Origin of the sequence: Thermoanaerobacter sp. CM-CNRG TB177 (assembly GCF_018588165.1) — a bacterium.
Taxonomy (GTDB): Bacteria; Bacillota; Thermoanaerobacteria; order Thermoanaerobacterales; family Thermoanaerobacteraceae; genus Thermoanaerobacter; species Thermoanaerobacter thermocopriae.
In genome coordinates, this window is record NZ_JAFCAC010000065.1 from 1 (window position 1) to 25,683 (window position 25,683).

Here is a 25,683-nt window from a genome sequence, read left to right on the forward strand (position 1 = left end):
CATCCATACCCCATTTTCCTGCTTCATCACCTACTGAAATTTTACACTATCTATGGGAATTTTCCTCTCATTTAGCTTTAAAATAACATCTTTGAGTCCAAAATCCACAATCATTTTCCCTATTGCAGTGCTTTCGCCCCCAGGTATAATCAATGCATCTAAACTTAGCAGAGTATTTTTGTCTTTTGCCAAAACAGCTTCTACACCCATAAGCTTTAATTTTTCAATATGTTCTCTAACAGAGCCTTGAATTGCCAATACTCCGACACGCAAACTACCATCCCCTTGAAGCATATAGATCTTTTTCATCAAGTTTTCTTATATCAATGCTCTGCATGGCTTCTCCCAATCCTTCTGAAACTTCTGCCAATATTTCTGGTTTGTCGTAATAGGTTACCGCTTTTACTATAGCTTCTGCCATCTTTTCGGGATTTTGTGACTTGAATATTCCAGAACCAACAAAAACACCATCTGCACCAAGCTGCATCATAAGTGCAGCATCTGCCGGTGTGGCAATCCCTCCTGCCGCAAAATTTACAACCGGAAGTCTCCCATTTTGTGCAACATATTTTACAAGTTCATATGGAGCTTGTAGCTCTTTAGCAGCAGCCATAAGTTCGTCTTCCCTCAAAGTAGTAAGCCTTTTTATTTCAGCATTTATTATCCTCATATGCCTTACTGCTTCCACGACATTTCCTGTACCCGCTTCTCCTTTAGTCCTTATCATAGAAGCACCTTCCCCTATGCGCCTTAGTGCTTCTCCAAGATTTCGCGCCCCGCACACAAAAGGTATCTTAAATGCCCACTTATCTATATGGTACATCTCGTCTGCAGGAGTTAAAACTTCACTCTCATCAATAAAATCTATCCCAAGTGCCTCTAAAATCTGTGCTTCCACAAAATGCCCAATTCTAACTTTTGCCATAACAGGGATTGATACTGCCGCCTTTATCTCCTTTATTATTTTAGGATCTGACATTCTTGCTACTCCGCCTCTTGCCCTAATATCAGCTGGAACTCTCTCTAAAGCCATAACTGCAACAGCCCCTGCCTTTTCAGCAATAACCGCCTGTTCTGGTGTTGTCACATCCATTATGACTCCACCCTTTAGCATTTGGGCTAAATTTTTATTTAATTCATACCTTTCATTCATTGTTTTATGCCTCCTTACAATTGTATTAATATTTTGCATATCTTAATATCAATTGTATCTATTAAATCATAACAAGTCAATCATAACATTATAGATACAAAAAAGAATGCATAATAATAGGATGCTGCCAACCATTGCTCATGCTTTGAAAGAAGTGGTAGAGGTAACGCCAAAAAATCCTCTTTTCTTTTAGAGCATTAAATGTTAAACTCATATTGTGAAAGTTTCGCCTTCTATCAATGTTTTTAATTTTAACAGTTAAACATTAGAGAAATGCGACACTTTTATAGATATTTCAAAAAAACTGCTCATCTTTATTTAGCCACAAAAAACTTCGCTTCTTTTTAACAATTTTATTTGCCAATTTGAAGCTTAAATTTATTGAGGTAGGTGAACTTTTTGTTAGAACTAATAAAAAAAGCTGAAGAAACACACACTCTCACTAAGAAAGAAATAGTTGAGCTTTTAAAGGATGATCAATATAACGATGAATTATTTAAAGCTGCGGATAGAGTAAGAAAAAAATATGTGGGAGATGAAGTGCATTTAAGAGGACTTATTGAATTTTCTAATATATGTAAGCAAAATTGCTTATATTGTGGTCTAAGAAGAGATAACAAAAATATAAAACGTTATAGATTAAAGCCAGAACAGATAATTAATTTTGCCAAAAATGCCCGCAATTTAGGATATAGAACTGTAGTATTGCAGTCTGGCGAAGATGATTTTTTCAATGTTGAAAGGATGACTAAAATTATAAAATCAATAAAAGAACTCGATGTTGCAATAACTCTAAGTATAGGCGAAAAAACAAGAGAAGAATATAAGGCATATAAAGAAGCTGGAGCAGATAGATATTTGTTAAGAATAGAAACAACGGATAAAGAACTTTATGAAAAACTCGATCCTAATATGAGTCATGAAAATAGAAAAAGATGTCTTAAAGATCTAAAAGAATTAGGTTATGAAGTTGGAACCGGATGCCTCATAGGACTTCCTGGACAAACTATAGAATCTATTGCAGATGACATTCTATTTTTTAAAGAAATTGATGCTGATATGATAGGGGTTGGCCCATTTATCCCGAATCCCGATACTCCATTAAAAAATGAAAAGGGAGGTACCTTTGAACTCAGTTTAAAAGTTATGGCCATAACAAGGCTTTTGATGCCCGATATTAATATTCCGGCAACTACAGCAATGGAAAGCCTCAATATTAATGGAAGATTGATAGCACTTCGCAGTGGAGCAAATGTTGTAATGCCAAATGTTACAGAAGGGGAATACAGAAAATTGTACGCATTATATCCAGGCAAAATATGTATAAATGACACTCCAGCCCATTGCTTTAGCTGTATTACTGGTAAAATAAATAGTATAGGAAGACCAATTGCGAAAGATTATGGTTATAGGAAAAAGGTTATGTCAAAAAAGTAAGGGACGGGGTCTTCCCCGTCTTTTATGCATACATATTTCCATAGGGTCTTTTGTCTATCGGATGCAATTTGATAAAAGAATGATTCATAATCTTTTGAAAATCATAATCAAAATATTGACAAAAATTTTCAACATACTTTTGGATAAACGCGTAATCCTTGTCATCTATTTTTTCTTTAATAACTTCTTTCCCAAGTTTATAGTCTTCTACATCTCCTCTCAAATATATAACTCCCCCGTGCATACCTGTACCACAATATTCTCCGACTATATCTTCATCATTTTTTAAGTTTAGTACAATCATGCATCCACCTGCCATATATTCACCAAAAAAGTCTCCCGCACTTCCTCCAATAACTATTACAGGAACTTTATCTTTGTATTCTTTCATGTGTATGCCGACTCTATAACCAACATTATCTTTTATATAGATAGATCCACCTCTCATCCCATAACCAATGACATCACCTGCATGTCCATGTATAATAATATTCCCATCGTTCATTGTATTTCCTATTGCATCCTGTCCATTACCAAAAACTTCTATTGTAAGTCCATCCATGAAGGCTGCCATGTCATTCCCAGGTGTACCTTCGATATTTATTTTGGTAGTCCCAGATAGATTATCTCCTATATATCGTTGACCATTAACATTTTTCAAATTAATTATATCTTCACCAGACCGAACTAACTCTTTAATTATTTCATTAAGGTCTCTATAATAAATTCCCGACGCATTTATGGTTTTCATCATACCACCTCCAGGTCAAGCATTTTTGCTCTTCTTAATTCTTTTGGCAAATATATAAATCCAAAATCATCATTTAAAAGATATTTCTTAAATGGAGTTATATCTGTTTCATTTTTTATAAATCCAGTAAATAATCCAGCCCTATCAATATCATTAATTAATATAAAACCTACTAACCTATTTTCTTTTACCACAAATTTTTTATAAGACCTTCTGTTATGATCAATTTTATAGATAATCTCAAATTCCTCCTGCTGGGGATTTGTTATACCAGCCGTTATCACATTTGTATTTTTATAACCTATTGAGTTCATAGGGAAAATCCCTTTAAAAGTTTTATTAATACCAATCATGTTGAGCCCTGCAATTTCTCCTTGCATGTATGCATTTGGCCATATTGGCACAACCCTATTTGACTCAACAAGCATATCATAACCTTCGGCTACGTCTCCTGCTGCATACACATCTTCAGCACTTGTTTTCATAGTGTTATCTACTAAAATACCACGGTTTATAGAAATTGATGTGTTTTTTACAACATCAACGTTTGGCACAACACCTATCGCGATGATAAGATTATCGGCTTCTAATTCCTGCCCATTTTTGAGCAAAACCCCTTTAACATATTCCTCTCCTATGATTTTATCCACTGTTGTTCCCGTAATTATTTTTATTCCGTCATTCTGAAGACTTTGAGATACCAAAGATGCTCCTTCTGCATCAAGAATTGTACTTAAAATTCTATCGGCAAGTTCAACTATTGTTACATCTACCCCTAAATGGCGAAGACCTTCTGCTGCTTTGAAGCCGATTAGGCCACCCCCTACAATTACAGCTTTTGAACCCGGCTTGGCAACTTCCTTTAATTTTTTAGCATCGTCCATTTTTATAAAAGTATGAACATTTTTTTTGTTCAATCCTTCTACTGGAGGTATTATAGGTTTCCCGCCCGTTGCAATGAGAAGTTTGTCAAAAGTTATGCTATCCCCGTTTTCAAGATAAACTTCTTTTTTTCTTTCATCAATAGAAACAGCTTTAATACCAAATATAGTTTCTACCTTATTTTTGCGATAAAAGTCTTTCTCTCTATATATCATTTTGTCCTCAGACACTAAACTTCCGAGATAATAAGATATAAGAGGCCTTGAATACACATGATAGGGTTCATCCGAAATAACAACTATTTCAGAACTTGTATCATATTTCCTTATTGCCTCTACTGCACCTACCATTGCAGCAGAATTACCAATTATTACTATTCTCATACAGAAATGCCTCCTTCACTATAGACAAGTGCCTCATTAGGACAATTCTTGACACACGCCGGTTCTCCTGTTTCAGCACATAAGTCACATTTTGATGCAACCTTATTATTTACATCTCTTATGATTGCGCCAAACTCACACACAAGCACGCAAGTCCAACATCCAACACATTTATCTGTATCACAAGTTACAACGCCCGTTAACGGATCTTTTCGCATTGCTCCTGTAATACATGATTTGACACATGGTGCATCATCGCAATGCCTACATTGGAGTGAAAAAGATACAGGTTTATTTTCTTCAATAACAATTCGTGGTGTCGGCCTCTGGGTTTCCAACTTATATGCTTTTAAAACATCTTTATACTTTGAATGAGATGTAATACAGTATACTTCACATAATCTACATCCAACACACACATCTTCTTTCACATAAACCTTTTTCACAAAAATCCCCCCTATTCGCCGGCAGCTAGAATGCCAAGTATATCAAGTTCCTTTTGTGTCATTCCTATGCCACGAAGCATTAACCTATTTCCTTTAAGACTTTCAATATCATTTATACCCATTCCACCAAGCATTTCTTTTATTTCATGACTCCATGCTTGAACAAGGTTAACAAGACGTTTATATCCGATTTCTGGGTTTAATCTTTTTACAAGGTTAGGATCTTGAGTAGCAATTCCCCAATTGCACTTACCAGTATGGCATTTTTGGCACATATGACATCCCAAAGCAATCAAAGCAGCTGTTGCAATGTAAACAGCATCTGCGCCAAGAGCTATCGCTTTGACTATGTCTGCACTGTTTCTAATACTACCCGCTGCCACCAAAGATATTGTATGTCTTATACCTTCAGATCGGAGTCTTGCATCTACAGCAGCTATTGCAAATTCAATTGGAATTCCTACATTATCCCTTATTCTTTTTGGAGCAGCCCCCGTACCGCCTCTAAATCCGTCTATTGCTATATAATCTGCTCCAGCTCTTGCTATTCCCGAAGCTATTGCCGCCACATTATTGACTGCTGCAATTTTAACACCAACAGGTTTTTGATAATTGGTAGCTTCCTTCAATGCATATATTAATTGTGCAAGGTCTTCAATTGAATAGATATCATGATGCGGTGCAGGAGATATAGCATCACTTCCAGGTGGTATCATCCTTGTTGCCGAGATATCTTCACTCACCTTTTCACCGGGTAAATGACCACCTATCCCAGGCTTTGCACCTTGACCAATTTTTATTTCAATAGCCGCTGCAGTATTGAGGTATTCTCTATCAACACCAAAACGACCTGATGCGACCTGTACAATTGTATTTTTGCCATATTTGCGAAAGTCCTTATGAAGTCCCCCTTCACCAGTATTATATAGTATTCCAAGCTCTTCAGCAGCTCTTGCCAAAGCTGCGTGAGCATTGTAACTTATTGAACCATAAGACATTGCTGAAAACATTATTGGTGTCTCAAGTTTGAGTTGTGGAGGCATTTTTGTTTTAACATTGAGGTTTTCGTCTATTTCTATCTTGTCAGGCTTCCTACCTATATATACCCTTAATTCCATAGGTTCTCTTAGTGGATCTATAGAGGGATTTGTAACCTGGCTTGCATTTATAACCATTTTATCCCAATATACGGGATAAGGCCTATCATTTCCCATGGATGACAGAAGAACTCCACCTGTTTCTGCCTGTTTGTATATATCTCTTATAGCATCGTAAGTCCAATTGGCATGTTCTCTAAATGTTTGAGGATGTTTAATAATTGTAAGAGCTTGAGTTGGACACAGCACGACACATCTTTGACAATTTACACAGTTCATATCATTTGAAACCATCTTATCTAAATGTTCGTCATAGCTGTGAACTTCAAATGAGCACTGTCTCATACAAACCTTACAATTAATGCATTTATCGTAATCTCTGAGTACTTTAAATTCTGGAGTAAGGTAGCTTAAACTCATGCAGTAACCTCCTTTGTAGAGTACATTTCTTTTTCATTATCACGTATGAGCTCAGCTATAACAGGTTCTCCACCTCTAGGAATCCATACGCTTTCAGGATTTTTGCATACTTGCCTTATTGCTGACTCTTCGCTGGCTACATATATCATATCGCCTTTTTTTGCAGCAGTAAGTGGCCTTAGTTTAATCCTATCGTTTATTGCTACAAAGCCATCTTCATATGCTATTATCATTGAAAATGGACCATTTAAAAGTGCTCTACCATAAATTATTTTCAGGTTAGTGTATAAAATTTTTTCTTTTGGTGACATCCTTTCAACCTGCTTCCACAAAGGCGATGCAACTACTTTGCATGCAAGTTCCATTGGCAAACCATGTCTTCTTAATAAAAGATCGAAAATGTATGCCGCAACTTCTGTATCAGTTTGCAAGGTGCAAATATATCCAAACTCTTCTAAATATTTACGATTAGTATCGTACGAAGAAAGCTCGCCATTATGAACAACAGAGATATTTAATAGATTAAAAGGATGTGCACCCCCCCACCATCCTGGTGTATTCGTTGGAAATCTACCATGGGCCAACCACATATATCCTTTATAAGATTCCAATTTATAAAAATTTGCAACATCTTCTGGGTAACCTACTGCTTTAAATACTCCCATATTTTTCCCGCTAGAAAAAACATATGCGCCTCGTATGTTACTGTTTATATTAAATACAAATTTAATTGTAAATTCATTTTCATCTAGTTCTGACAATTTCAATTTCTCTGGCTTTGGTATAGCAAAATATCTGTAAATTAATGGTGCATTTTTAATATGTGCCGTTTTTCGTGTGGGTATTTTTTCTTCTAAAGCGACTATATAATTTGCTTTTAAAATATTCTCTGTTTCCTGTTTAGCTATCAAATCATCATAAAACATATGAAATGCAAAGTAATCTTTAAAATCTGGATAAATGCCATATGCAGCAAAACCACCTCCAAGACCATTTGATCTATCATGCATTGTCGCGATGGAATCTGCTATAGATTGCCCCGAAAATAGACGACCAGTGCGATCAATTATGCCACTTATAGCACATCCCGAAGGTATTCTTACATAACCTTCCTTCAACATTTTATAACCCCCTTAAAAAATTTTTATATGCAATATTTTTTTTGAAAGTTGCATCAAGCGAAAATGTTTACTGTTTAAAATTGTCCTCAAATTGTGGCAAAATGCTTATCACTCCTAAATTACGAGTGTTATGTTAATTATAATATATTTTATTAATTTTGCAATACGTTAATATGAAAAATTCATAAATTATTTTTAGGTTAATTCTTCACTTAAATGTAGTGGGCAAAAAAAAAACAGTTAGATACTTTAACATCATAGGTAACTTATATGTAGAATGACAACACCCCCACTTTCTACGCATAAAAAGTGGGGGTGCTTTTTTATATCTGCAATGCTCTTTCTATTGTTCTCGTTCTTCTCCCTAAACATCCAAAAGTCGGCAAAAATTCGCCCAAAAACGGGAAAAAACTTCCTGATTCTTTTCCCACAGCCTTTTTGTCTCCTCTTTAAGTTGAGCCACTGCTCCTGGTCCAGCAAACTCTATAAGTTCTTCTTGATAAATCTCAGTCCAATAACTAACGATTATAGGTGTAACTTCTGGGTGAAATTGTAAAGCCCAGGCACAATCCTGATAAGCAAAAGCCTGGTTAGTACAAGTTTCACCTTCTGCAAGTAGAACAGCACCTTCAGGCAGTTCAAAAGTATCTCCATGCCATTGAAAAGCCCAAAACTCTTCTGGCAAATCCTGAAAAAGAAAGGCCTTTCCCCCTGCTTCTGTCAAATGTATTTTATACCACCCAATTTCTTTTACCGGGTTAGGTTTAACTGTTGCTCCCAACGCCCTGGCAATAAGCTGCCCTCCCAAACATATTCCTAATACTGGTATTCGTCTTTCTATCGCATCGCGTATAAGTTCTTGTACTTGATAAAGATATGGGTACTTTTCTTCTTCGTATGCTCCCATTGGACCTCCCAATATTATCACAGCATTATAGTCAGCCACCGTTTTAGGTAAAATAGCTCCAGGTTGATTCATTACGCGAATATCTAACTTCCATCCTTTCTTCGAAAAAATTTCAGCTATAAGACCTGGTCCTTCCTGTCTTACATGTTGGATAATTAAAACTTGCATTATCCCATCTCCTTTGCTAAACAATAGGGTCAAGACTTTTACAAAGCTCAGAAATTGTAGATTTTGAAAATTCAGTATAATAGAGTTCATAAGTGATTTCTTCAGCTTTTCGTGTAGATACTTCGTTAACCACCATCTTCATTAATGCCAATAAAAAAGCCTGTTTCTTAAATGGTAGCCATTACGATAGTTTTGCCTTTCTTCCGTTCTTTCATATGGTTCAGCTTCGATTTTTAAGTAGCTTGAGCTAGTAATATTTGATCAAGTACAGATTTTAAGAGTTTGTATAACTTTACATAAATAGACATTTTTAGAGGGGTGCAAGAGGCAAGGCAGACTATCTTTCATTTGGAGGTATTTTGAATGCCTCCTATTGCCAAATTGTAAGTATGGCTCCTCCAAACTTTAAATTGCGCTTTCACCTTTTTCGCCAGTTCTGATTCTGACAGCATCTTCAACATTGTATATAAATATCTTACCATCGCCTATATTACCTGAGCGGGCAGCTTTGATGATTGTATCCACAATTCTATCAACCTCAGAATCCTTTACAATCAGCTCAAGCTTTATCTTAGGTAAAAGGTTGATATTAATCGCAACACCCCTGTAATATTCTGTCTTCCCCTTTTGAAGACCGCATCCCATTACTTGGGACACTGTCATGCCCTTTATCCCAAGTTGATTTAAAGTATCCTTTACCTCTTCAAGCTTTTCAGGCCTGATAATACACTCAATCTTTTTCATTGACCTTCACCCTTTTCAAATAAAATTTATCATAAAACCATCAAATTTAGTTTACTGCCTCAGACTTCGTTACAAAGTCACCATAAGCTGTGGCACCATGTTCTGCAACATCCAGACCTTCTACCTCTTCCTCTTCGGAAACTCGCAAACCGACTGTGAGTTTGATTATCGCAAAGAGAATAAACGCTGTCACAGTAGTCCATGCAAACGTTGAAGCAACCCCAGCAAGCTGCGCCAAAAACTGCTTTATTCCACCACCATAGAACAGTCCTCCTTCTATTGCAAAAAGCCCAACCATCAATGTTCCAAACGCACCACAAACACCATGCACAGAAATTGCACCAACGGGATCGTCTATTTTGAGCTTTTTATCAATAAACTCAACAGAAACAACTACTAAAATTCCTGCCAATCCCCCTATTATTGCAGCACCCCATGTACTTACCGACGCACATCCTGCTGTGATTGCAACAAGCCCAGCTAAAGCACCATTCAGTGTCATGCTAACATCGGGTTTTCTGTACTTTAGCCATGTATAAATCATCGCGAGGGTTGCACCCATTGCAGCTGCTAAATTGGTATTTACAGCAATATCGCCAATTTTGTCACTCATACCTGAAAGTGTTGAACCTGGGTTGAATCCAAACCATCCAAACCATAAAATGAAGGTACCAAGCGCTGCCAATGTTATGCTATGCCCTGGAATCGCATTGACCTTTCCGTCTTTTGTGTATTTTCCTATTCTTGGTCCAAGCATTTTTGCACCAATCAACGCTGCCCAACCACCAACAGAGTGAACAACAGTAGACCCTGCAAAGTCGATAAATCCTAATTTGCTCAACCATCCTCCTCCCCATGCCCAGTGTCCTACAACTGGATAGATAATGAGTGAAATTACAGCACTATAAATACAGTAAGCAGCAAATTTTGTTCTTTCAGCCATAGCACCAGATACAATTGTTGCGGCTGTTGCTGCAAATACTGTCTGGAAAATTAAAAAGGACATCAAAGGAATTGAAAGCTCTAAATGTTCAAATGAATCACTGAAGAAAAACCCTGAGGTTCCTATAAAGCCACCTGCATCTTTTCCGAACATTATTGCAAATCCTATCAACCAGAACATAACTGAACCAATTGCAAAGTCCATTAGGTTTTTCATAACAATGTTGCTTGCATTCTTTGCTCTTGTGAACCCCGCTTCAACCATTGCAAACCCTGCTTGCATGAAGAACACCAAGAAAGCTGATACAAGTACCCAAACATTGTCAATAGCTGTTGCAACTTTTTCTGGTGTTATTTGGTCTGCTGCTTTTGCAGTGCAAATTCCGCTCGCTACTACAAAAATTAAAACCATAAAGCTTAAAAATATTTTCTTTACCTTATCCATTTTTATAAACCTCCTCATAATTGAATTAAGTTTTAAGAAGACTTATAAATCATTAAGTACACCTACTTGCACCCCTCTTTTCAAATTTGAATTGATTTGATGTGATAAAACGATCTACATGTTTTAAAAAGGTTTTTTAGGGGATAATATTTGTTATAGTTTGACAGAAATTTAAGGGTTAATGATTAAAAAAGGCAAAGACAACCTTTTTCTAAAGGCGCCTTTGCCTTTTTTTCTATTTACTTGTTTACTTTAAATTACAATTGCTTTTTTTCGATTTGTCATTTGTACTTTAAAATACTAATAATCACTATAAAAAGTTAAATGTTAAATAACATGTCGGCATATGTCGGTAATGGCCACAATTCTGCATCTACAATGGTTTCGAGTTTATCGCCGATTTCTCTTAAAATGCCCATTTTTGCAAATACTACATCTCTGTAATAGCAAGCCTTGCTATAAGAATCACCATTCATATTTGAAGCTTCATTAACTGCATTTTCAAGTTCAGAGATGTTTTTCTTAAATTCACTCATTAGTGTAGAAACTTCTTCTAATAATTCAGTTTGTGCACTTATATCAGCATTTAGACCTGTTGCTTTTACAGAATTTATTGATTCTGCAATTTTTGTAGCAAAAGTTATTACAGCTGGGAGTATTTGTCGTTTTGCTATGTCTAACATTGTTAAAGCTTCAATATTAATTGTTTTTATATAATTTTCAAGAGAAATCTCATATCGTGATTCAAGTTCAACTTTGCTTAAAACACCGTGTTTTTCCATGACTTTGATATTCTTCTCTTTAATTAAAGCAGGAATAGCTTCAACTGTTGATCGAATATTTGGAAGTCCTCTTTTTTCTGCCTCTTTTACCCATTCTTCTGAATAACCATTCCCATTAAATATAATTCTTTTGTGCTTCTTTACAATTTCCTTAAGCAACAGTTGCACTTCTTCATCAAAATTTGTGGCCTTTTCCAACCTATCCGCAATCTGAGATAGACTTTCAGCAACAATGGTGTTTAATATAAAATTAGCAGTTGCAATTGATGAAGAAGAACCAACCATTCTAAATTCAAATTTATTTCCTGTAAATGCGAATGGAGATGTTCTGTTTCTATCTGTAGAATCCTTTGGTAGTGCAGGAAGAGTTGATACACCTACTTTTAATACTCCTCCTTGTTTTGAAGTTGTTGCACCACCATTTTCGATCTGTTCAAGAATATCCGTAAGCTGTTCACCAAGGAAGACTGATACAATTGCGGGCGGTGCTTCATTAGCGCCAAGACGATGGTCATTTCCTGGTGTTGCAGCAGCTACTCTGACTAAATCAGCGTATTCATCGATAGCTTTGATTACAGCACACAGGAATACTAAAAATTGTGCATTTTCGTGGGGTGTATGTCCCGGATCTAAGAGATTTTGGCCATCATCGGTGCTCATTGACCAATTAATGTGTTTACCGGAACCATTGACTCCTGCAAAAGGTTTTTCATGCAAAAGGCATACAAGTCCATGTCTTAAAGCAATTTTTTTCATTAGATCCATTGTCAATTGATTATGATCTGATGCAATATTAGCTGTATTGTATACTGTAGCGAGTTCATGCTGAGCGGGAGCAACTTCATTATGCTTAGTTTTAGCAGGAATTCCTAATTTCCACAATTCCTCATCTAAATCTCTCATAAATGCTGATATTCTTTCTTTGATAGATGCAAAATAATGATCTTCCATTTCTTGACCCTTTGGTGATTTAGCACCAAATAGAGTTCTTCCCGTAAGTATAAGATCTTTACGCTTGTCATACATCTTTTTATCAATTAAGAAATATTCCTGTTCAGGTCCTACGGTTGTAATAACTTTCTTTGCTGTAGTATTACCAAATAATCTTAATACTCGAAGAGCTTGTTTTGATAAAGCTTCCATAGAACGCAGTAAGGGTATTTTTAAATCTAGCGCTTCGCCTGTATATGAGCAGAAAGCAGTGGGGATATATAGCGTATCATCTTTTATAAAAGCCGGCGATGTACAGTCCCATGCTGTATATCCTCTTGCTTCAAAGGTAGCCCTTAAACCACCTGATGGAAATGAAGAAGCATCAGGCTCACCTTTAATTAATTCTTTTCCTGAAAATTCAGTTATTACCCTACCATCTTGAGTAGGAGAAATGAAAGAATCCCGCTTTTCAGCAGTAATTCCAGTCAATGGCTGGAACCAATGTGTAAAATGAGTTGCTCCCTTCTCAATTGCCCAATCTTTCATTGCATTTGCTACAACTTCAGCAACTGCTGGTTCTAATGGAATTCCCTCATCGATTGTTTTCCTTAAAGCTTTGTAAGTTGCCTTTGGAAGGCGTTCTCTCATGACTGAATCGTTAAAAACATTTGAACCAAAAATGTCGCTTAGAGTGTTTTGTGCCATAGTAATTCCCTCCTCTTAAATGATTTTATAAATTAACATATTAACTTGATAAATAATTAAGGTATAATATTAAAAAATAAAACAAAGGCGTCACCTCTACAACGTGAAACGCCTTTGTTTCACTTACAAACTATTAACTTTACACATTTATATAGTTAATACTAGATTTATAATAACATATTATTATTCTGATTTCAAGTATTTTTTATGTAAGTCCGTGTTAAGATCTAGTAAGTAAATTTTTAAAAATATCTTCGTTTAAATTACCTCACCGTCAGCATATTATCGCCCTGTCCCCTTTGATATGCTAGAAGCAGCCTCTTCTCCTCTAGGTATCTTACCATATTTCAGACACACAGTCAGCAGACGCATATTTTCGTGGATTACCGTCTTTGTCTTCATTTTAATATACCCAATTTAACCAATGCTTCCATAGCAGCAGCTTGTTCAGCTTCTTTTTTACTTTTACCATAACCTTCTCCTAAAACTACATCTCCAATTCGCACTTTGGTGATAAAAGTTTTGTTGTGGTCAGGTCCTATTTCTTTTACAAGTTCATAAGTGATTTTCCCTATTCCCATACTTTGAACAACTTCTTGCAACTTGGTCTTATAGTCACGATAAATAAGTCCTTCTAATACTTCTTCAATGATATTTCTAAATAAATCTAAGATTATATTGCGAACGACTTCTAATCCTCCATCCAGATATACAGCAGCCAGCAGCGCTTCCATAGCATCTGCAAGAAGTGAATCTCTTTCTCTTCCTCCAGTCATTTCTTCTCCCTTACCAATGAGCAAAAAATTGCCTAACCCTATTTCTCTTGCACATCTAGCAAGAGAGGGCTCACAAACTATTTCAGCTCTATATTTAGAAAGAGAACCTTCTTCTAAATCTTTTCTATTCTTGTACAAATACTCACTTATTACAAGGCTTAGAACAGAATCTCCTAAAAACTCCAATCTTTCATTGCTAATCTTGCTATTTTTACCTTCGTGAGCCCATGAACTGTGAGTTAAAGCCTCAATAAGCAAATCTTTATTTTTAAAGCTATAATTAATTTTCTTTTCTAATTCAGACAAATTTTTTCTTTTCACTTCCATACCTCTTTTAAAATTTTTTAAAAAGTATTGTCCCATTATGTCCTCCAAAGCCAAAGGAATTAGAAATCGCATAATTTACTTCTTTCTCTATAGCCTCATTAGGCACATAATTTAAATCGCACTCTGGATCGGGAGTTTCATAATTAATAGTAGGGGGTATAATGCCATTTTTTATAGTCAAAACAGTAGCAACAGCCTCTACTGCACCTGCTGCTCCTAATAAATGACCTAGCATAGATTTGATAGAACTTACATAGAGTTTATACGCATGGTCTTTAAAGACCTTCTTTATAGCCATTGTTTCAAATTTGTCATTATATTCGGTGGAAGTTCCATGAGCATTGATGTAATCTATCATTTCAAAACTTACTTTTCCGTCCTTTAAAGCTGCCTCCATTGCACGAGCAGCTCCTTCTCCTTCTGGTGCAGGAGCAGTTATGTGATAAGCATCATCTGTAGCACCATAACCTATTATCTCTGCATAAATTTTAGCTCCTCTTTTTTGCGCATGTTCTAAAGATTCTAAAATTAAGCTGGCAGACCCTTCCCCCATTACAAAGCCATCTCTATTTAAGTCAAAAGGACGGGAGGCTTTTTTAGGGTCCTCATTTGTAGACATAGCTTTCATTGCACAAAAGCCTGCGAAAGACATTGGAGTTATAGCTGCTTCGGTACCTCCTGTAACTATAAGGTCTGCTTCTCCCCGTTGAATGGCTTTAAAAGCTTCTCCTATAGCATTAGTACTGGAAGCACAAGCATTTACTATAGTCTCGTTTATCCCTTTTAGTCCAAAAGTTATTGCAATTTGACCCGCTGCCATATTTGCTATCATCATGGGAATAAAGAAAGGACTTACTTTCCCGGGGCCTTTTTCATACATAATTTTTATTTGATTTTCAAGAGTTTCCATTCCTCCTATGCCTGTACCGTAAATGACTCCAAACCTGTTTAAATCAACTTTAGAAAGGTCAATTTGTGAATCCTCTAATGCCAACTTCGCGCTGGCAACGGCAAACTGGATAAACCTATCCATTCTTCTTGCTTCTTTTTTGTCTATATATAAAGTTGGTTCAAAATCTTTCACTTCTGCCGCTACCTTAGTAGGAAATTCTGACACGTCAAACTTAGTAACAGTGTCTATTCCAGACTCACCATTTATTAACGAATTCCAAAATTTTTCTACAGTATTACCCAACGGTGTAATGACTCCTACTCCCGTTACAACTACTCTGTTCATAAGTTAAACCTCCAACATAGGGTAAAAATATATGGTATAAAGTCCCGCAAGGCGGGACCTCAACTATTCAAGATTGCTTAAGTATTCTACTACATCACCTACCGTTTTAATCTTTTCCGCATCTTCATCAGGAATTTCAATATCAAACTCTTCTTCCAGAGCCATTATAAGCTCTACTATGTCCAAAGAGTCTGCTCCTAAATCATCTATAAAAGATGACTCCATCGTTATTTCATCCGGATCAATGCCAAGTTGTTCAGCTATTATGTCCCTTACTTTTTCAAAAATCATACCTTTTTCACCTCCTCTCAAAAATTATACATTATGATAATATTACATAACCATTCCTCCGTCAACATTTATTACTTGCCCAGTAATATAATCTGAAGCAGGACTTGCCAAAAAAGCAACCAATTCAGCAACATCCTCCGGTTTTCCAGCTCTTTTTAGAGGAATGCTCTTTAACATCTTTTCTTTTATTTCATCTTTTAACACACTTGTCATATCCGTTTCAATGAAGCCAGGAGCTACAGCATTTACTGTTATTCCCCGACTTGCCAACTCTTTTGCAACGGATTTGGTAAGTCCTATCATTCCTGCTTTAGAAGCAGCATAATTAGCTTGACCTGCATTTCCCATTAATCCCACAACTGATGTAATATTTATTATCTTCCCTTTTCTCTTTTTTATCATATACTTTGATGCAAATTTTATTACATTAAACGTACCTTTTAAATTTACATCTATTACTTGGTCCCACTCGTTTTCATCCATCTTCAAAATTAAATTATCCTTTGTAATTCCCGCATTATTTACCACAACATCTATACTACCAAATTCTTCTACAATTTTATCTATTGCTTTTTCTACCTCATCGTATTTAGAGACATCACATTTGATAGCCATTGCTTCTACTCCATACTCTTTTACTTCTCTTACCACCTCTTCAGCACTTCTGTCGCTTTTGGAATAGTTGATCACAATATTAAATCCATCTTTTGCTAAACGCCGAGCAATTGCTCGCCCAATACCCCGAGATCCCCCTGTTATAAAAGCAGTTTTTCTTTCAGTTTCCATATTCTTATCCCTCCAAAGCAGAGAGAGTCTTCAAAAGTGACTCCTCATCTTCAAAATTATAAGCATCTTTGGTTCTGTCAATCTTTTTAACAAAACCTGTAAGAGTTTTTCCCGGACCTATTTCAACAAAAATATCTACACCATCCTCAATCATTCTTTTTACAGATTGTTCCCATAGCACAGGATGACTTACTTGTTTTATTAGCAATTCTTTAACTTCTTCCCTTGTAACATAGTTAGCTGTCACATTTGATATTACAGGAATTTTTAACTCTCTTATTTCTATTTTTCCCAAATCCTTCTCCAAAAGTTCTCCTGCTTTTCTTAGCATGCTGCAATGAAAAGGGGCACTTACTGCCAATACTACTGCTCTTTTTGCACCTTTTTCTTTGGCTAGCTCCACTGCTTTTTCCACGGCTTTCACTTCTCCGGATATAACTAATTGTCCTGGACAGTTATAATTGGCAGGTTCTACTATTCCAACTTGTGATGCAATACGGCAAATCTCTTCTACTACTTCATTTTCAAGTCCCAGTATTGCTGCCATAGTACCCACTCCTTGGGGTACCACTCCCTGCATATATTTCCCTCTATTTTTCACAAGTCTAACTGCATCTTCAAAATCCAAAGCTTCAGCCAATACTAAAGAGGAATACTCTCCTAAACTCAATCCTGCAGTAACCTCAGCATTTATCCCTCTATTTTGCAAAACCTTTGTTAAAGCAACAGAAACTGTTAAAATGGCCGGCTGAGTATTTTCTGTTTTTAGAAGTTCTTCTTCTGGTCCTTCAAAGCAAAGTTTAGATATACTAAATCCCAAAGCTTCATCGGCCCTTTCAAAAATCTCTCTTGCTTCCTGGTATCTTTGGTATATTTCTTTGCCCATCCCAGCATATTGGGAACCTTGCCCTGGGTAAATAAAAGCTATTTTCATTTTTTCACCTCATTTTATACAAATTGCCAATAACCTCACTGGCTTGTTTCATTATGTCCTCTATTATCTCTTTTACAGGTTTAATGTCATTTATAAGGCCAGCAATTTGTCCTGCCATCACAGAGCCATATTCTACATCACCGTCTACTACCGCTGCTCTTAATTTTCCTTCTCCTAATTTTTCTAATTGTTCCTTAGAAGCTCCCATTTGTTCTAATTTTTCAAATTCTCTTGTCAGTTTGTTTTTTAAGGACCTGACCGGATGGCCAGTGCTTCTCCCAGTAACCACAGCATCTCTGTCTTTTGCCTTTAAAATATATTCTTTGTAACGAGGATGAGCAGTACATTCAGTAGAACATACAAACCGAGTTCCTATTTGAACTCCCGAAGCACCTAAGCAAAAAGCTGCAGCTAAACCGCGTCCATCAGCAATACCTCCTGCAGCGATGACTGGAATTTTCACAGCATCCACTACTTGAGGTACTAATGCTAAAGTTGTCAATTCCCCAATATGACCTCCCGATTCTGTTCCTTCAGCAATAACAGCATCTACCCCAATGTCCTCCATTCTTTTTGCTAAGGCTACTGAAGGCACAACAGGAATTACTTTGATACCCCGCTCTTTAAGTCTTGGTATGTACTTGCCTGGATTTCCTGCTCCAGTAGTTATGACATCTATTTTTTCTTCTAAAATAACCTCCATAACTTCATCAACAAAAGGAGACAAAAGCATTACGTTGACACCAAAAGGTTTATCAGTAAGTTCTCTTGCCTTCCGTATTTGTTCCCTTACAAAACTGGCAGGTGCATTACCTGCTCCTATTATTCCTAAACCTCCTGCATTTGACACTGCAGCAGCTAGTTCTGCAGTCGCTACCCATGCCATTCCACCTTGAAATATCGGATATTTTATATTGAGCATTTCTACTATTTCCGTTTTAAACATATCTTTCACTCCTTACTTACTCCATTTTATAACACTTGAGCCCCAAGTCAAACCTGCACCAAAAGCAACTGTAAGTATAATATCACCTTTTTTAATAAGTCCTTTCCTATATGCCTCATCTAAAGCTATAGCAACAGAGGCTGCAGATGTGTTACCGTATTTATCAAGATTTATATAAACTTTATCATCGCTAAGTTTTAGCCTTTTTCTTGCTGCTTCAATTATTCTTGTATTCGCTTGATGAGGTATAAGCATATCGATATCTTCTGGTTTTAGGCCACATCGGTTTAATGCCTCAATAGTAGCGCTATCCATTACTTTTACAGCAAACTTAAATACTTCTTGTCCTTCCATAAAAATAGTATGTAAATTTTTCTTTACAGTCTCTTCACTAGCAGGCATTCTTGAACCTCCTGCGGGCATGTACAAGTGTTTTCCACCAGTTCCATCAGCTCCCAAATAAGTACTCAAAATTCCATATCCGCTTTCTACTCTTCCTACCACAGCTGCTCCTGCTCCATCCCCAAAGAGGACACAAGTGTTTCTGTCTTTCCAATTAGTAATTTTAGACAAAGTTTCTGCTCCAATAACTAATATTTTGTTATACATACCAGTCTCTACAAATTGTTGAGCAATAGCAAGACCATATATGAAACCTGAACATCCAACAGAGATATCAAAAGCAGCTGCGTTGGATGCACCCAAATTAGCTTGAATTATGCAAGCAGTAGATGGAAAATTCATATCAGGTGTCACAGTTGCAACAATAATCATATCAATTTCTGAAGGGGCAATTTTAGCATCTTCCAAAGCTTTTCTTGCAGCTTCAATTCCTAAATCAGAAGCTGCTTGTGAAGGATCTGCAATGCGCCTCTCTTTAATTCCTGTCCTCGTTGTAATCCATTCATCAGAAGTATCTACCATTTTTTCTAAATCGGAATTAGTCAAAACTTTTTCTGGAACGTAACTACCCGTTCCTAAAATTCCTGCAGCAAATTTTTTACCCACTTAACTCATCTCCCATTGACTCAATTTCTTTTTTTATGTGATTTAACACATCATTATCTACAAAATTTTTAGCCTGTTTTATCGCATTAAAAATAGCCTTTGCTTTTGAGTTGCCATGAGCTTTTATGACTGGTTTTTTTATTCCCAAAAGAGGTGCTCCTCCATATTCGGTGTAATCCATTTTTTTAGTTATTCTCTTAAGTCCCCTCATTATTAAAAGAGCTCCTATTTTAGTAAAAATATTTCGTGTCAACTCTTCCTTTAAAAGTTGAGAAATTACAGAAGCGATTCCTTCCATAGACTTTAGTATAGCATTTCCCACAAACCCATCGCAGACTACAACTTCACAGACGCCGTAGGGAATATCTCTTCCCTCTACATTTCCTATAAAATTTAGTTTTGATTTTTTAAGTTCTTCAAAAGCCTTTTTTACTACTTCATTACCTTTTTCCTCTTCTGCTCCTATATTAAAAAGCCCTACTCTTGGGCTTTTAATCCCAAACATTTTTTGTGCATAAACATTTCCCATGACAGCAAATTGTATCAAATTTTGAGCATCACAATTAGTATTAGAACCTGCATCTAATAACACAGTAGCCCCATTTAAAGTAGGAAGTATTGGAGCTAGAGCAGGTCTGTCAATTCCCTTGATACGCCCTAAAGTAAGTAATGCTCCTGCCATTAAAGCACCTGTATTGCCAGCTGATAAAAAAGCGTCCACTTCCTCATCTTTAAGAAGCTGTAGGCCTATTACCATAGAGGAATCTTTTTTCCTTCTAACAGCCGTAACAGGCGCTTCATCATTTTCAATAACTTCTGAAGTATAGACGAGATTAAGCCTTTTATCCTTTCCTTCAAGACCACGTAAAACTTCATTTCTCCCAATAAGTACTATCTCTAAGTCTTGAAAATGCCGTAATGCCTCTAAGCTGCCTTTAATTATCTCCTCTGGGGCATAGTCACCACCCATAGCATCAATCGCTAACCTCAACAGTGTCACTCCTTTTTTTTAGAAAATCCTCATCAATGGCTACTAAAATGAACTTACCTCTGAATACTTCCCTGTCCTTAACTTTTATCTTAACCCAGACAAAATATTTGTTTCCTCTTTGACGTATCACTTCGGCTTTCGCCACAAGTCTATCTCCTACTTTAACGGGAAACTTGTACTTTATGTTTGCCACTCCAATTAAAGCAGCAGAGGCATCAATAACAGACATAGCTAAAGACTCAGCCTGTGAATAAATGTATTGCCCCTTCACAATTTTTGTTTTGACAAAAACCATATCTTCTGTAGGCTCAAAAATCGAAATACCCCTTTTACCTAATTCTAAGTCTATTAGTTCTCCAACTACTTCACTTCCTGTAATAGTTCTCACTTTTTGATAATTTTCTTCTGCAACACTTTTTATACGCTCTCTAACTTCGGGGATTCCTAATTCCATCCTGTCAAGTCTTATAGTTTGTACACTTACTCCAAACATTTCTGCTAACTCGTCATCAGTATAAAAGGGGTTAGTATTTATTTTTTCTTTTAGAAGTTTTTGTCTTTCTACTTTACTCATTCGCACAGTCATATTACCAGCTCCAGATATTAGTTGTTTTTATGACCTACCCAAAATTATAAATTATTTTTTTTGTAAAATCAACTAAAAAAAGTAGTAATAGGTCTTTTCCTATTACTACTTTTTTTAGTCTTATTCTTCTACTTTTATTACCTCTCTCCCTTTGTAATAGCCGCAATTAGGACATACTCTATGAGGGAGCTTAGGTTCATGGCATCTTGGGCATAAAACGTAAGCCGGTGCAGCTATTTTATAACTATTATTCCTCCTGGTATCTCTTCTAGCCTTTGATATTCTCCTCTTTGGAACAGCCATCTTAACACCTCCTACATCTATTGCAGTAGTTTAGAAAGGACGGTAAGCCGCGGATCAATATCTTCTCGCTTGCAACTACAGGATTGATGGTTTAAATTGGCACCGCAAACAGGACACAAGCCTTTGCAATCTTCTTTGCACAAAAATTTCATTGGTAATGACAATATGACAAACTGGACTACAAAAGTAGTTAAATCGAAATTTTCATAAAAACTGTCATCTACTTTGCCGTCTACTAAATCCTCTACATATTCTCTTAATTTAAGGTCTAGATTATAAATGAACTCTTTCAAACATCTGTCACATACAGCATTTATACTGCCTGTAATATCAAGTTCTGCAAAAAAACCTTCTTTTTGTGCCGTAATAGTACCTTTTACATGTAGAGGAATTATAATCTTATATTCTTCTCCTTTAAATCCAATGCTCTCAACGTCTTCCACATAGTCTATATTTATGCTGCGGCCAAGCTGTCCTTTGATTTTTAATAGATCGACTTTCATTTTTCTTCACACACCTTAAAATAATTGACATCCCTATTATACTAACCTCACAACCCGTTGTCAAGATTATCTACTTTAAACCTTTTACCAATTTTTCAGTATCTTTAGCTATCATATATTCTTCATTTGTGGGAATAACCATAACTTTAACTTTTGAATCTTGAGTAGATATAATTTCCTCTTTTCCTCTCACCTTATTTTTTTCTTTGTCCAATTTTACACCCAAAAACTCCAAATCCTCTAAAATAAACTCTCTTATCTCCGGTCCATTCTCCCCAATTCCAGCAGTAAATACAATAACATCAACACCACCCATAACAGCTGCGTAAGAACCTATTGTCTTTTTCACCCTATAAGCAAAAACTTTCAACGCCAGCATTGCCCTTTTATTCCCTTCATTAAAGGCTGCGTTTTCTAAATCTCGAAAGTCACTGCTTATTCCTGAAATTCCGTATACTCCTGATTTTCTATTGAATATCTCTATAATTTCTTCAGCAGTTAACCCTTCTTTTTCCATTAAGAAAGTTATAATTGAAGGATCAACATTCCCAGACCTTGTACCCATGGCCAGCCCTTCTAATGGTGTAAATCCCATACTTGTATCTATCGATTTACCGCCTTTAATTGCAGCAATACTAGAACCATTCCCTAAATGGCAAGTAATGATTTTTAGCTCTTCAATAGGTCTATTTAATATTTCAGCAGCTCTTAAAGAAACATATTTATGGGAAGTCCCGTGGAATCCATATCTTCTTATTCTGTATTTTTCGTAGTATTCATAAGGAATGGGATAAATATAAGCGTAATCTGGCATTGTTTGATGGAAAGCCGTATCAAAAACCGCTGCCATCGGCACCCCTGGCATTATCTGCTGACAAGCTTTTATACCCTCAATATTAGCAGGATTGTGCAAAGGTGCAAGGTCAATACAGGCTTCTAATTTTTTAATAACCTCTTCGTCAATCAAGACAGAATCAGTGAAAAACTCTCCACCGTGCACAACTCTATGTCCTACTGCATCTATTTCTTTCATATCCTTTAATGTTCCCATTTCTTTATCTGCTAAAGTCTCTAAAACAATTTGTATAGCTTCTTTGTGATTTTTCATATCTTTTTGTATCTTTATTTTATCTTTTCCCTCTACTTGATGAATTAAAAAAGAATTATTGATACCTATTCTTTCCGCTAACCCTTTTGCTAAAACTTTTCCATTATCCATATCCAATAATTGATATTTTAATGACGAACTTCCACAGTTCATAACTAAAATTTTCATATGTACTACCTCCTTAAAGTTATTTTTACACTCCTTGAGCTTGTACACAAGTTATTGCTATAACATTAACAATATCCTCTACACTGCAACCCCTTGATAAGTCATTGATGGGTTTGGCAAGACCTTGAGAAATTGGTCCAATAGCATTAGCCTTAGCAAGTCTCTGTACCAATTTATATCCAATGTTTCCAGCTTGCAAATCTGGGAAAACAAGCACGTTTGCATTTCCTGCAACAGGACTTCCTGGAGCCTTTAACTCTCCTACTTCTTTGACAATCGCAGCATCTAATTGAAGCTCACCATCAATTAGCAAATCAGGCGCCAATTCTTTTGCAATTTTTGTTGCATTTTTCACCTTATCTACTAATTCATGGTTTGCACTTCCTTTTGTAGAAAATGATAGCATAGCGATTCTAGGCTCAATTCCAGCAAGGACCTTTGCTGTATGGGCAGAAGCAATAGCAATTGCTGCTAATTCCTCTTCAGTAGGATTAGGATTTATTGCACAGTCAGCAAAAATAAACACACCATTGCTTCCATAAGTACAATTAGGTACTTCCATTATAAAGGCGCCAGAAACTACTTTGACGCCTGGAGCAGTTTTTACAATTTGAAAAGCCGGTCTGAAAACATCAGCAGTAGCGTGAATCGCCCCAGATACCATGCCATCCACATCATCTAATTTAACCATCATGACACCGTAGTACATCGGATTTTTCATAATTTGATATGCCTGTTCCTCTGTTACTCCTTTGTTTTTTCTTAAATTATAATATTCTTCAGCATATTTTTGTAAAAGAGGCGACTTTTCAGGGTCTATAATTTCTGCTTTCGAGATATCCAACCCCTTTGCTTTTTCTTTTATTTCTTCTTCTTTTCCCAACAAAACTACATCAGCGATACCTTCTTTAATAACCGTTTCGACAGCTTTTAAAGTCCTAGACTCACTTCCCTCAGGAAGCACAATTCTTTTTTTATTTGCTTTAGCTTTTTGTATAATACTATCCATTAGCGCCATTTAAAATCTCCTTTCCTTTTTTAATTTTAAAACTGTAATATTGTATACACGATCTTCCTTTTACATTTTATCATATTTTATGTAAAATAATAAGTATATCTTAAAAAATTTTTTGAAAGGATAAGAAAGTTATATGAAAATTTTGGGAATTATTGTCGAATACAATCCTTTTCACTACGGACACCTTTACCATTTGCAAACTTCAAAAGAATTAACCAAATGTGATTATACTGTAGCAGTAATGAGTGGAAATTTCGTACAAAGAGGAGAACCAGCAATTGTAGACAAATGGAAAAGGACTATGATGGCTTTAAAAGCTGGCGTAGACTTAGTAATTGAGCTGCCAGTAGTATACGCTACCTCCACTGCAGAAAATTTTGCTTATGGAGCAGTGAAATTATTAGACTCTTTAAAAATAATAGATTGTATTTCTTTTGGTAGTGAAAAAGGTGAGTTAAGCGAACTTATAAAAATTGCTGAGATACTTTTAGAAGAACCAATTCATTATAGAAAAGCATTAAAAGAATATTTAAAAACCGGTATCACTTTTGCAAAAGCTCGCGAATTAGCATTAAAAAAAGTTACGAATAATAATGAAATAGAAAAGATTTTACAAACCTCCAACAACATCTTAGCAATAGAATACCTAAAAGCGCTAAAAAAAATAGATAGTTCTATTACACCTTTTACCATAAAGCGAAGAGGCTCTTTGTATACTTCTTTAGAACTCAAAGGAGAATTCGCCAGTGCCTCTTCCATAAGAAAGCATATTTTTGAAAAAGGTCTAGAAGACTTAGAAAAATACATCCCAAATTTTTCAAAAGAAATTTTACAAAGCTCTTTTGAAAAAAAACAGGGGCCGGTATCCTTAGAGGATTTTTCTAATATTTTAATTTATCTTTTAAGAAATCACATTCCTCTTAATCACATATTTGATGTCTCGGAAGGTTTGGAAAACAAAATTTACAAAGCTTCTTATAAAACTAACAATATTGAGGAACTTATAAAACTTATAAAATCAAAGCGATACACTGAAAGCAGAATAAAGCATATATTGACTCATCTTTTACTTAAGATAGATAAACAAATTTTTGAAGAATTTGACGGTCCTAATTATATAAGAGTTTTAGGTTTTAACGAAAAAGGCAAAAAAGTGTTAAAAGAAATTAAGAAAAAGTCTTCTCTCCCTATCATCACAAAAGTATCACAATATAAAAGCAAACTATCTAATACCAAAATGTTCGAAAAAGATTTATTTGCTACTGATACCTATACTTTAGCTTATAAAAACTCTTCTATCGCTGGCTTAGATTTTATACATCCATTAATAAAACTTTAAATTCCCCACCATTCATTTTTAAAGAACTCTTTAAATAAGATAATAA

At 35.8% G+C, this 25,683-nt stretch carries 25 protein-coding genes and 2 pseudogenes; 2 read left to right on the forward strand and 25 right to left on the reverse strand.

Annotated elements, in window-relative coordinates; genetic code table 11:
• Positions 1–51: 51 nt before the first annotated feature.
• Together I4N53_RS07555 and pdxS are read right to left on the reverse strand one after the other, a co-directional pair.
• Positions 52–273, reverse strand: a pseudogene (locus I4N53_RS07555) (pyridoxal 5'-phosphate synthase glutaminase subunit PdxT); the annotation flags it as partial.
• A 1-nt stretch (position 274) separates the two neighbouring features.
• Positions 275–1,153, reverse strand: coding sequence for a pyridoxal 5'-phosphate synthase lyase subunit PdxS (gene pdxS / locus I4N53_RS07560; protein ID WP_012995317.1), 879 nt, complete (start codon positions 1,151–1,153; stop codon positions 275–277).
• A 399-nt stretch (positions 1,154–1,552) separates the two neighbouring features.
• On the opposite strand from pdxS, the gene hydE reads away from it, so the two are divergent.
• Complete coding sequence (gene hydE, locus I4N53_RS07565; RefSeq protein WP_012995318.1) at positions 1,553–2,590, forward strand: [FeFe] hydrogenase H-cluster radical SAM maturase HydE; 1,038 nt, start codon at positions 1,553–1,555, stop codon at positions 2,588–2,590.
• Positions 2,591–2,612: 22 nt separating this feature from the next.
• On the opposite strand, the gene I4N53_RS07570 is transcribed toward hydE, so the two are convergent.
• The 23 genes and pseudogenes from I4N53_RS07570 to pta form a co-directional block, all read right to left on the reverse strand.
• The gene (locus tag I4N53_RS07570) at positions 2,613–3,341 is read right to left on the reverse strand and encodes a hypothetical protein (RefSeq protein WP_012995319.1); all 729 of its coding nucleotides are present in this window, start codon (positions 3,339–3,341) and stop codon (positions 2,613–2,615) included.
• Positions 3,341–4,606, reverse strand: coding sequence for an NAD(P)/FAD-dependent oxidoreductase (locus tag I4N53_RS07575; protein WP_214495967.1), 1,266 nt, complete (start codon positions 4,604–4,606; stop codon positions 3,341–3,343). Before I4N53_RS07575 ends, I4N53_RS07570 begins: the two co-directional genes overlap by 1 nt.
• A complete protein-coding gene (locus tag I4N53_RS07580) occupies positions 4,603–5,052 on the reverse strand; it encodes a 4Fe-4S dicluster domain-containing protein (protein WP_013150361.1) in 450 nt (149 codons plus the stop codon). Before I4N53_RS07580 ends, I4N53_RS07575 begins: the two co-directional genes overlap by 4 nt.
• 11 nt (positions 5,053–5,063) lie before the next feature.
• Positions 5,064–6,569: a glutamate synthase-related protein gene (locus tag I4N53_RS07585; protein WP_013150362.1), complete on the reverse strand. Its 1,506-nt coding sequence runs from the start codon at positions 6,567–6,569 to the stop codon at positions 5,064–5,066.
• Complete coding sequence (locus I4N53_RS07590) at positions 6,566–7,690, reverse strand: glutamine amidotransferase family protein (RefSeq protein WP_214495968.1); 1,125 nt, start codon at positions 7,688–7,690, stop codon at positions 6,566–6,568. Before I4N53_RS07590 ends, I4N53_RS07585 begins: the two co-directional genes overlap by 4 nt.
• Before the next feature lie 364 nt (positions 7,691–8,054).
• A complete protein-coding gene (locus tag I4N53_RS07595) occupies positions 8,055–8,765 on the reverse strand; it encodes a type 1 glutamine amidotransferase (protein WP_214495969.1) in 711 nt (236 codons plus the stop codon).
• A gap of 19 nt (positions 8,766–8,784) precedes the next feature.
• Positions 8,785–9,046: pseudogene (locus I4N53_RS07600) on the reverse strand (transposase); the annotation flags it as partial.
• Positions 9,047–9,170: 124 nt separating this feature from the next.
• Positions 9,171–9,509 (reverse strand): P-II family nitrogen regulator, encoded by a 339-nt coding sequence (locus I4N53_RS07605; RefSeq protein WP_013150364.1) that lies wholly within the window; start codon positions 9,507–9,509, stop codon positions 9,171–9,173.
• Positions 9,510–9,555: 46 nt separating this feature from the next.
• The gene (locus I4N53_RS07610) at positions 9,556–10,896 is read right to left on the reverse strand and encodes an ammonium transporter (RefSeq protein WP_013150365.1); all 1,341 of its coding nucleotides are present in this window, start codon (positions 10,894–10,896) and stop codon (positions 9,556–9,558) included.
• A gap of 320 nt (positions 10,897–11,216) precedes the next feature.
• On the reverse strand, positions 11,217–13,316 hold the full coding sequence (locus I4N53_RS07615) for a glutamine synthetase III (RefSeq protein ID WP_013150366.1): 2,100 nt from the start codon (positions 13,314–13,316) through the stop codon (positions 11,217–11,219).
• A 398-nt stretch (positions 13,317–13,714) separates the two neighbouring features.
• Positions 13,715–14,455 carry a ribonuclease III gene (gene rnc / locus I4N53_RS07620; RefSeq protein WP_028991679.1) on the reverse strand — a complete coding sequence of 247 codons (741 nt, stop codon included), beginning with the start codon at positions 14,453–14,455 and terminating at the stop codon, positions 13,715–13,717.
• On the reverse strand, positions 14,427–15,656 hold the full coding sequence (gene fabF, locus I4N53_RS07625; protein WP_012995328.1) for a beta-ketoacyl-ACP synthase II: 1,230 nt from the start codon (positions 15,654–15,656) through the stop codon (positions 14,427–14,429). The genes rnc and fabF overlap by 29 nt, the downstream gene beginning before the upstream one ends.
• Before the next feature lie 63 nt (positions 15,657–15,719).
• Positions 15,720–15,947, reverse strand: a complete 228-nt coding sequence (acpP, locus tag I4N53_RS07630) for an acyl carrier protein (RefSeq protein ID WP_012995329.1) — start codon at positions 15,945–15,947, stop codon at positions 15,720–15,722.
• 42 nt (positions 15,948–15,989) lie between these two features.
• Positions 15,990–16,733: a 3-oxoacyl-[acyl-carrier-protein] reductase gene (gene fabG, locus I4N53_RS07635; RefSeq protein ID WP_012995330.1), complete on the reverse strand. Its 744-nt coding sequence runs from the start codon at positions 16,731–16,733 to the stop codon at positions 15,990–15,992.
• Between the two features lie 4 nt (positions 16,734–16,737).
• Positions 16,738–17,667 (reverse strand): ACP S-malonyltransferase, encoded by a 930-nt coding sequence (fabD, locus tag I4N53_RS07640; protein ID WP_012995331.1) that lies wholly within the window; start codon positions 17,665–17,667, stop codon positions 16,738–16,740.
• Between the two features lie 4 nt (positions 17,668–17,671).
• Positions 17,672–18,613, reverse strand: a complete 942-nt coding sequence (fabK, locus tag I4N53_RS07645; protein ID WP_012995332.1) for an enoyl-[acyl-carrier-protein] reductase FabK — start codon at positions 18,611–18,613, stop codon at positions 17,672–17,674.
• A 12-nt stretch (positions 18,614–18,625) separates the two neighbouring features.
• A complete protein-coding gene (locus tag I4N53_RS07650) occupies positions 18,626–19,621 on the reverse strand; it encodes a beta-ketoacyl-ACP synthase III (protein ID WP_013150370.1) in 996 nt (331 codons plus the stop codon).
• On the reverse strand, positions 19,614–20,612 hold the full coding sequence (plsX, locus tag I4N53_RS07655) for a phosphate acyltransferase PlsX (RefSeq protein WP_013150371.1): 999 nt from the start codon (positions 20,610–20,612) through the stop codon (positions 19,614–19,616). The genes I4N53_RS07650 and plsX overlap by 8 nt, the downstream gene beginning before the upstream one ends.
• The gene (gene fapR, locus I4N53_RS07660; RefSeq protein ID WP_012995335.1) at positions 20,596–21,198 is read right to left on the reverse strand and encodes a transcription factor FapR; all 603 of its coding nucleotides are present in this window, start codon (positions 21,196–21,198) and stop codon (positions 20,596–20,598) included. The genes plsX and fapR overlap by 17 nt, the downstream gene beginning before the upstream one ends.
• Positions 21,199–21,318: 120 nt before the next feature.
• Positions 21,319–21,501, reverse strand: a complete 183-nt coding sequence (gene rpmF, locus I4N53_RS07665) for a 50S ribosomal protein L32 (protein ID WP_012995336.1) — start codon at positions 21,499–21,501, stop codon at positions 21,319–21,321.
• A 17-nt stretch (positions 21,502–21,518) separates the two neighbouring features.
• Positions 21,519–22,004 carry a DUF177 domain-containing protein gene (locus I4N53_RS07670; protein WP_013150372.1) on the reverse strand — a complete coding sequence of 162 codons (486 nt, stop codon included), beginning with the start codon at positions 22,002–22,004 and terminating at the stop codon, positions 21,519–21,521.
• A 70-nt stretch (positions 22,005–22,074) separates the two neighbouring features.
• Positions 22,075–23,280, reverse strand: coding sequence for an acetate kinase (locus I4N53_RS07675; RefSeq protein WP_214495970.1), 1,206 nt, complete (start codon positions 23,278–23,280; stop codon positions 22,075–22,077).
• 25 nt (positions 23,281–23,305) lie between these two features.
• On the reverse strand, positions 23,306–24,298 hold the full coding sequence (gene pta / locus I4N53_RS07680) for a phosphate acetyltransferase (RefSeq protein ID WP_012995339.1): 993 nt from the start codon (positions 24,296–24,298) through the stop codon (positions 23,306–23,308).
• A 133-nt stretch (positions 24,299–24,431) separates the two neighbouring features.
• On the opposite strand from pta, the gene I4N53_RS07685 reads away from it, so the two are divergent.
• On the forward strand, positions 24,432–25,637 hold the full coding sequence (locus tag I4N53_RS07685) for a nucleotidyltransferase (protein WP_013150374.1): 1,206 nt from the start codon (positions 24,432–24,434) through the stop codon (positions 25,635–25,637).
• Positions 25,638–25,683: the final 46 nt, after the last annotated feature.

Bases quoted from the DNA above. Each gene is read 5' to 3' on its own strand.
- pdxS (WP_012995317.1), bottom strand. From the start codon at position 1,153: ATGAATGAAAGGTATGAATTAAATAAAAATTTAGCCCAAATGCTAAAG.
- I4N53_RS07570 (WP_012995319.1), bottom strand. From the start codon at position 3,341: ATGAAAACCATAAATGCGTCGGGAATTTATTATAGAGACCTTAATGAA.
- I4N53_RS07575 (WP_214495967.1), bottom strand. From the start codon at position 4,606: ATGAGAATAGTAATAATTGGTAATTCTGCTGCAATGGTAGGTGCAGTA.
- I4N53_RS07585 (WP_013150362.1), bottom strand. From the start codon at position 6,569: ATGAGTTTAAGCTACCTTACTCCAGAATTTAAAGTACTCAGAGATTAC.
- I4N53_RS07590 (WP_214495968.1), bottom strand. From the start codon at position 7,690: ATGTTGAAGGAAGGTTATGTAAGAATACCTTCGGGATGTGCTATAAGT.
- I4N53_RS07595 (WP_214495969.1), bottom strand. From the start codon at position 8,765: ATGCAAGTTTTAATTATCCAACATGTAAGACAGGAAGGACCAGGTCTT.
- I4N53_RS07605 (WP_013150364.1), bottom strand. From the start codon at position 9,509: ATGAAAAAGATTGAGTGTATTATCAGGCCTGAAAAGCTTGAAGAGGTA.
- I4N53_RS07610 (WP_013150365.1), bottom strand. From the start codon at position 10,896: ATGGATAAGGTAAAGAAAATATTTTTAAGCTTTATGGTTTTAATTTTT.
- I4N53_RS07615 (WP_013150366.1), bottom strand. From the start codon at position 13,316: ATGGCACAAAACACTCTAAGCGACATTTTTGGTTCAAATGTTTTTAAC.
- rnc (WP_028991679.1), bottom strand. From the start codon at position 14,455: ATGGGACAATACTTTTTAAAAAATTTTAAAAGAGGTATGGAAGTGAAA.
- fabF (WP_012995328.1), bottom strand. From the start codon at position 15,656: ATGAACAGAGTAGTTGTAACGGGAGTAGGAGTCATTACACCGTTGGGT.
- acpP (WP_012995329.1), bottom strand. From the start codon at position 15,947: ATGATTTTTGAAAAAGTAAGGGACATAATAGCTGAACAACTTGGCATT.
- fabG (WP_012995330.1), bottom strand. From the start codon at position 16,733: ATGGAAACTGAAAGAAAAACTGCTTTTATAACAGGGGGATCTCGGGGT.
- fabD (WP_012995331.1), bottom strand. From the start codon at position 17,667: ATGAAAATAGCTTTTATTTACCCAGGGCAAGGTTCCCAATATGCTGGG.
- fabK (WP_012995332.1), bottom strand. From the start codon at position 18,613: ATGTTTAAAACGGAAATAGTAGAAATGCTCAATATAAAATATCCGATA.
- fapR (WP_012995335.1), bottom strand. From the start codon at position 21,198: ATGACTGTGCGAATGAGTAAAGTAGAAAGACAAAAACTTCTAAAAGAA.
- rpmF (WP_012995336.1), bottom strand. From the start codon at position 21,501: ATGGCTGTTCCAAAGAGGAGAATATCAAAGGCTAGAAGAGATACCAGG.
- I4N53_RS07670 (WP_013150372.1), bottom strand. From the start codon at position 22,004: ATGAAAGTCGATCTATTAAAAATCAAAGGACAGCTTGGCCGCAGCATA.
- I4N53_RS07675 (WP_214495970.1), bottom strand. From the start codon at position 23,280: ATGAAAATTTTAGTTATGAACTGTGGAAGTTCGTCATTAAAATATCAA.
- pta (WP_012995339.1), bottom strand. From the start codon at position 24,298: ATGGCGCTAATGGATAGTATTATACAAAAAGCTAAAGCAAATAAAAAA.
- I4N53_RS07685 (WP_013150374.1), top strand. From the start codon at position 24,432: ATGAAAATTTTGGGAATTATTGTCGAATACAATCCTTTTCACTACGGA.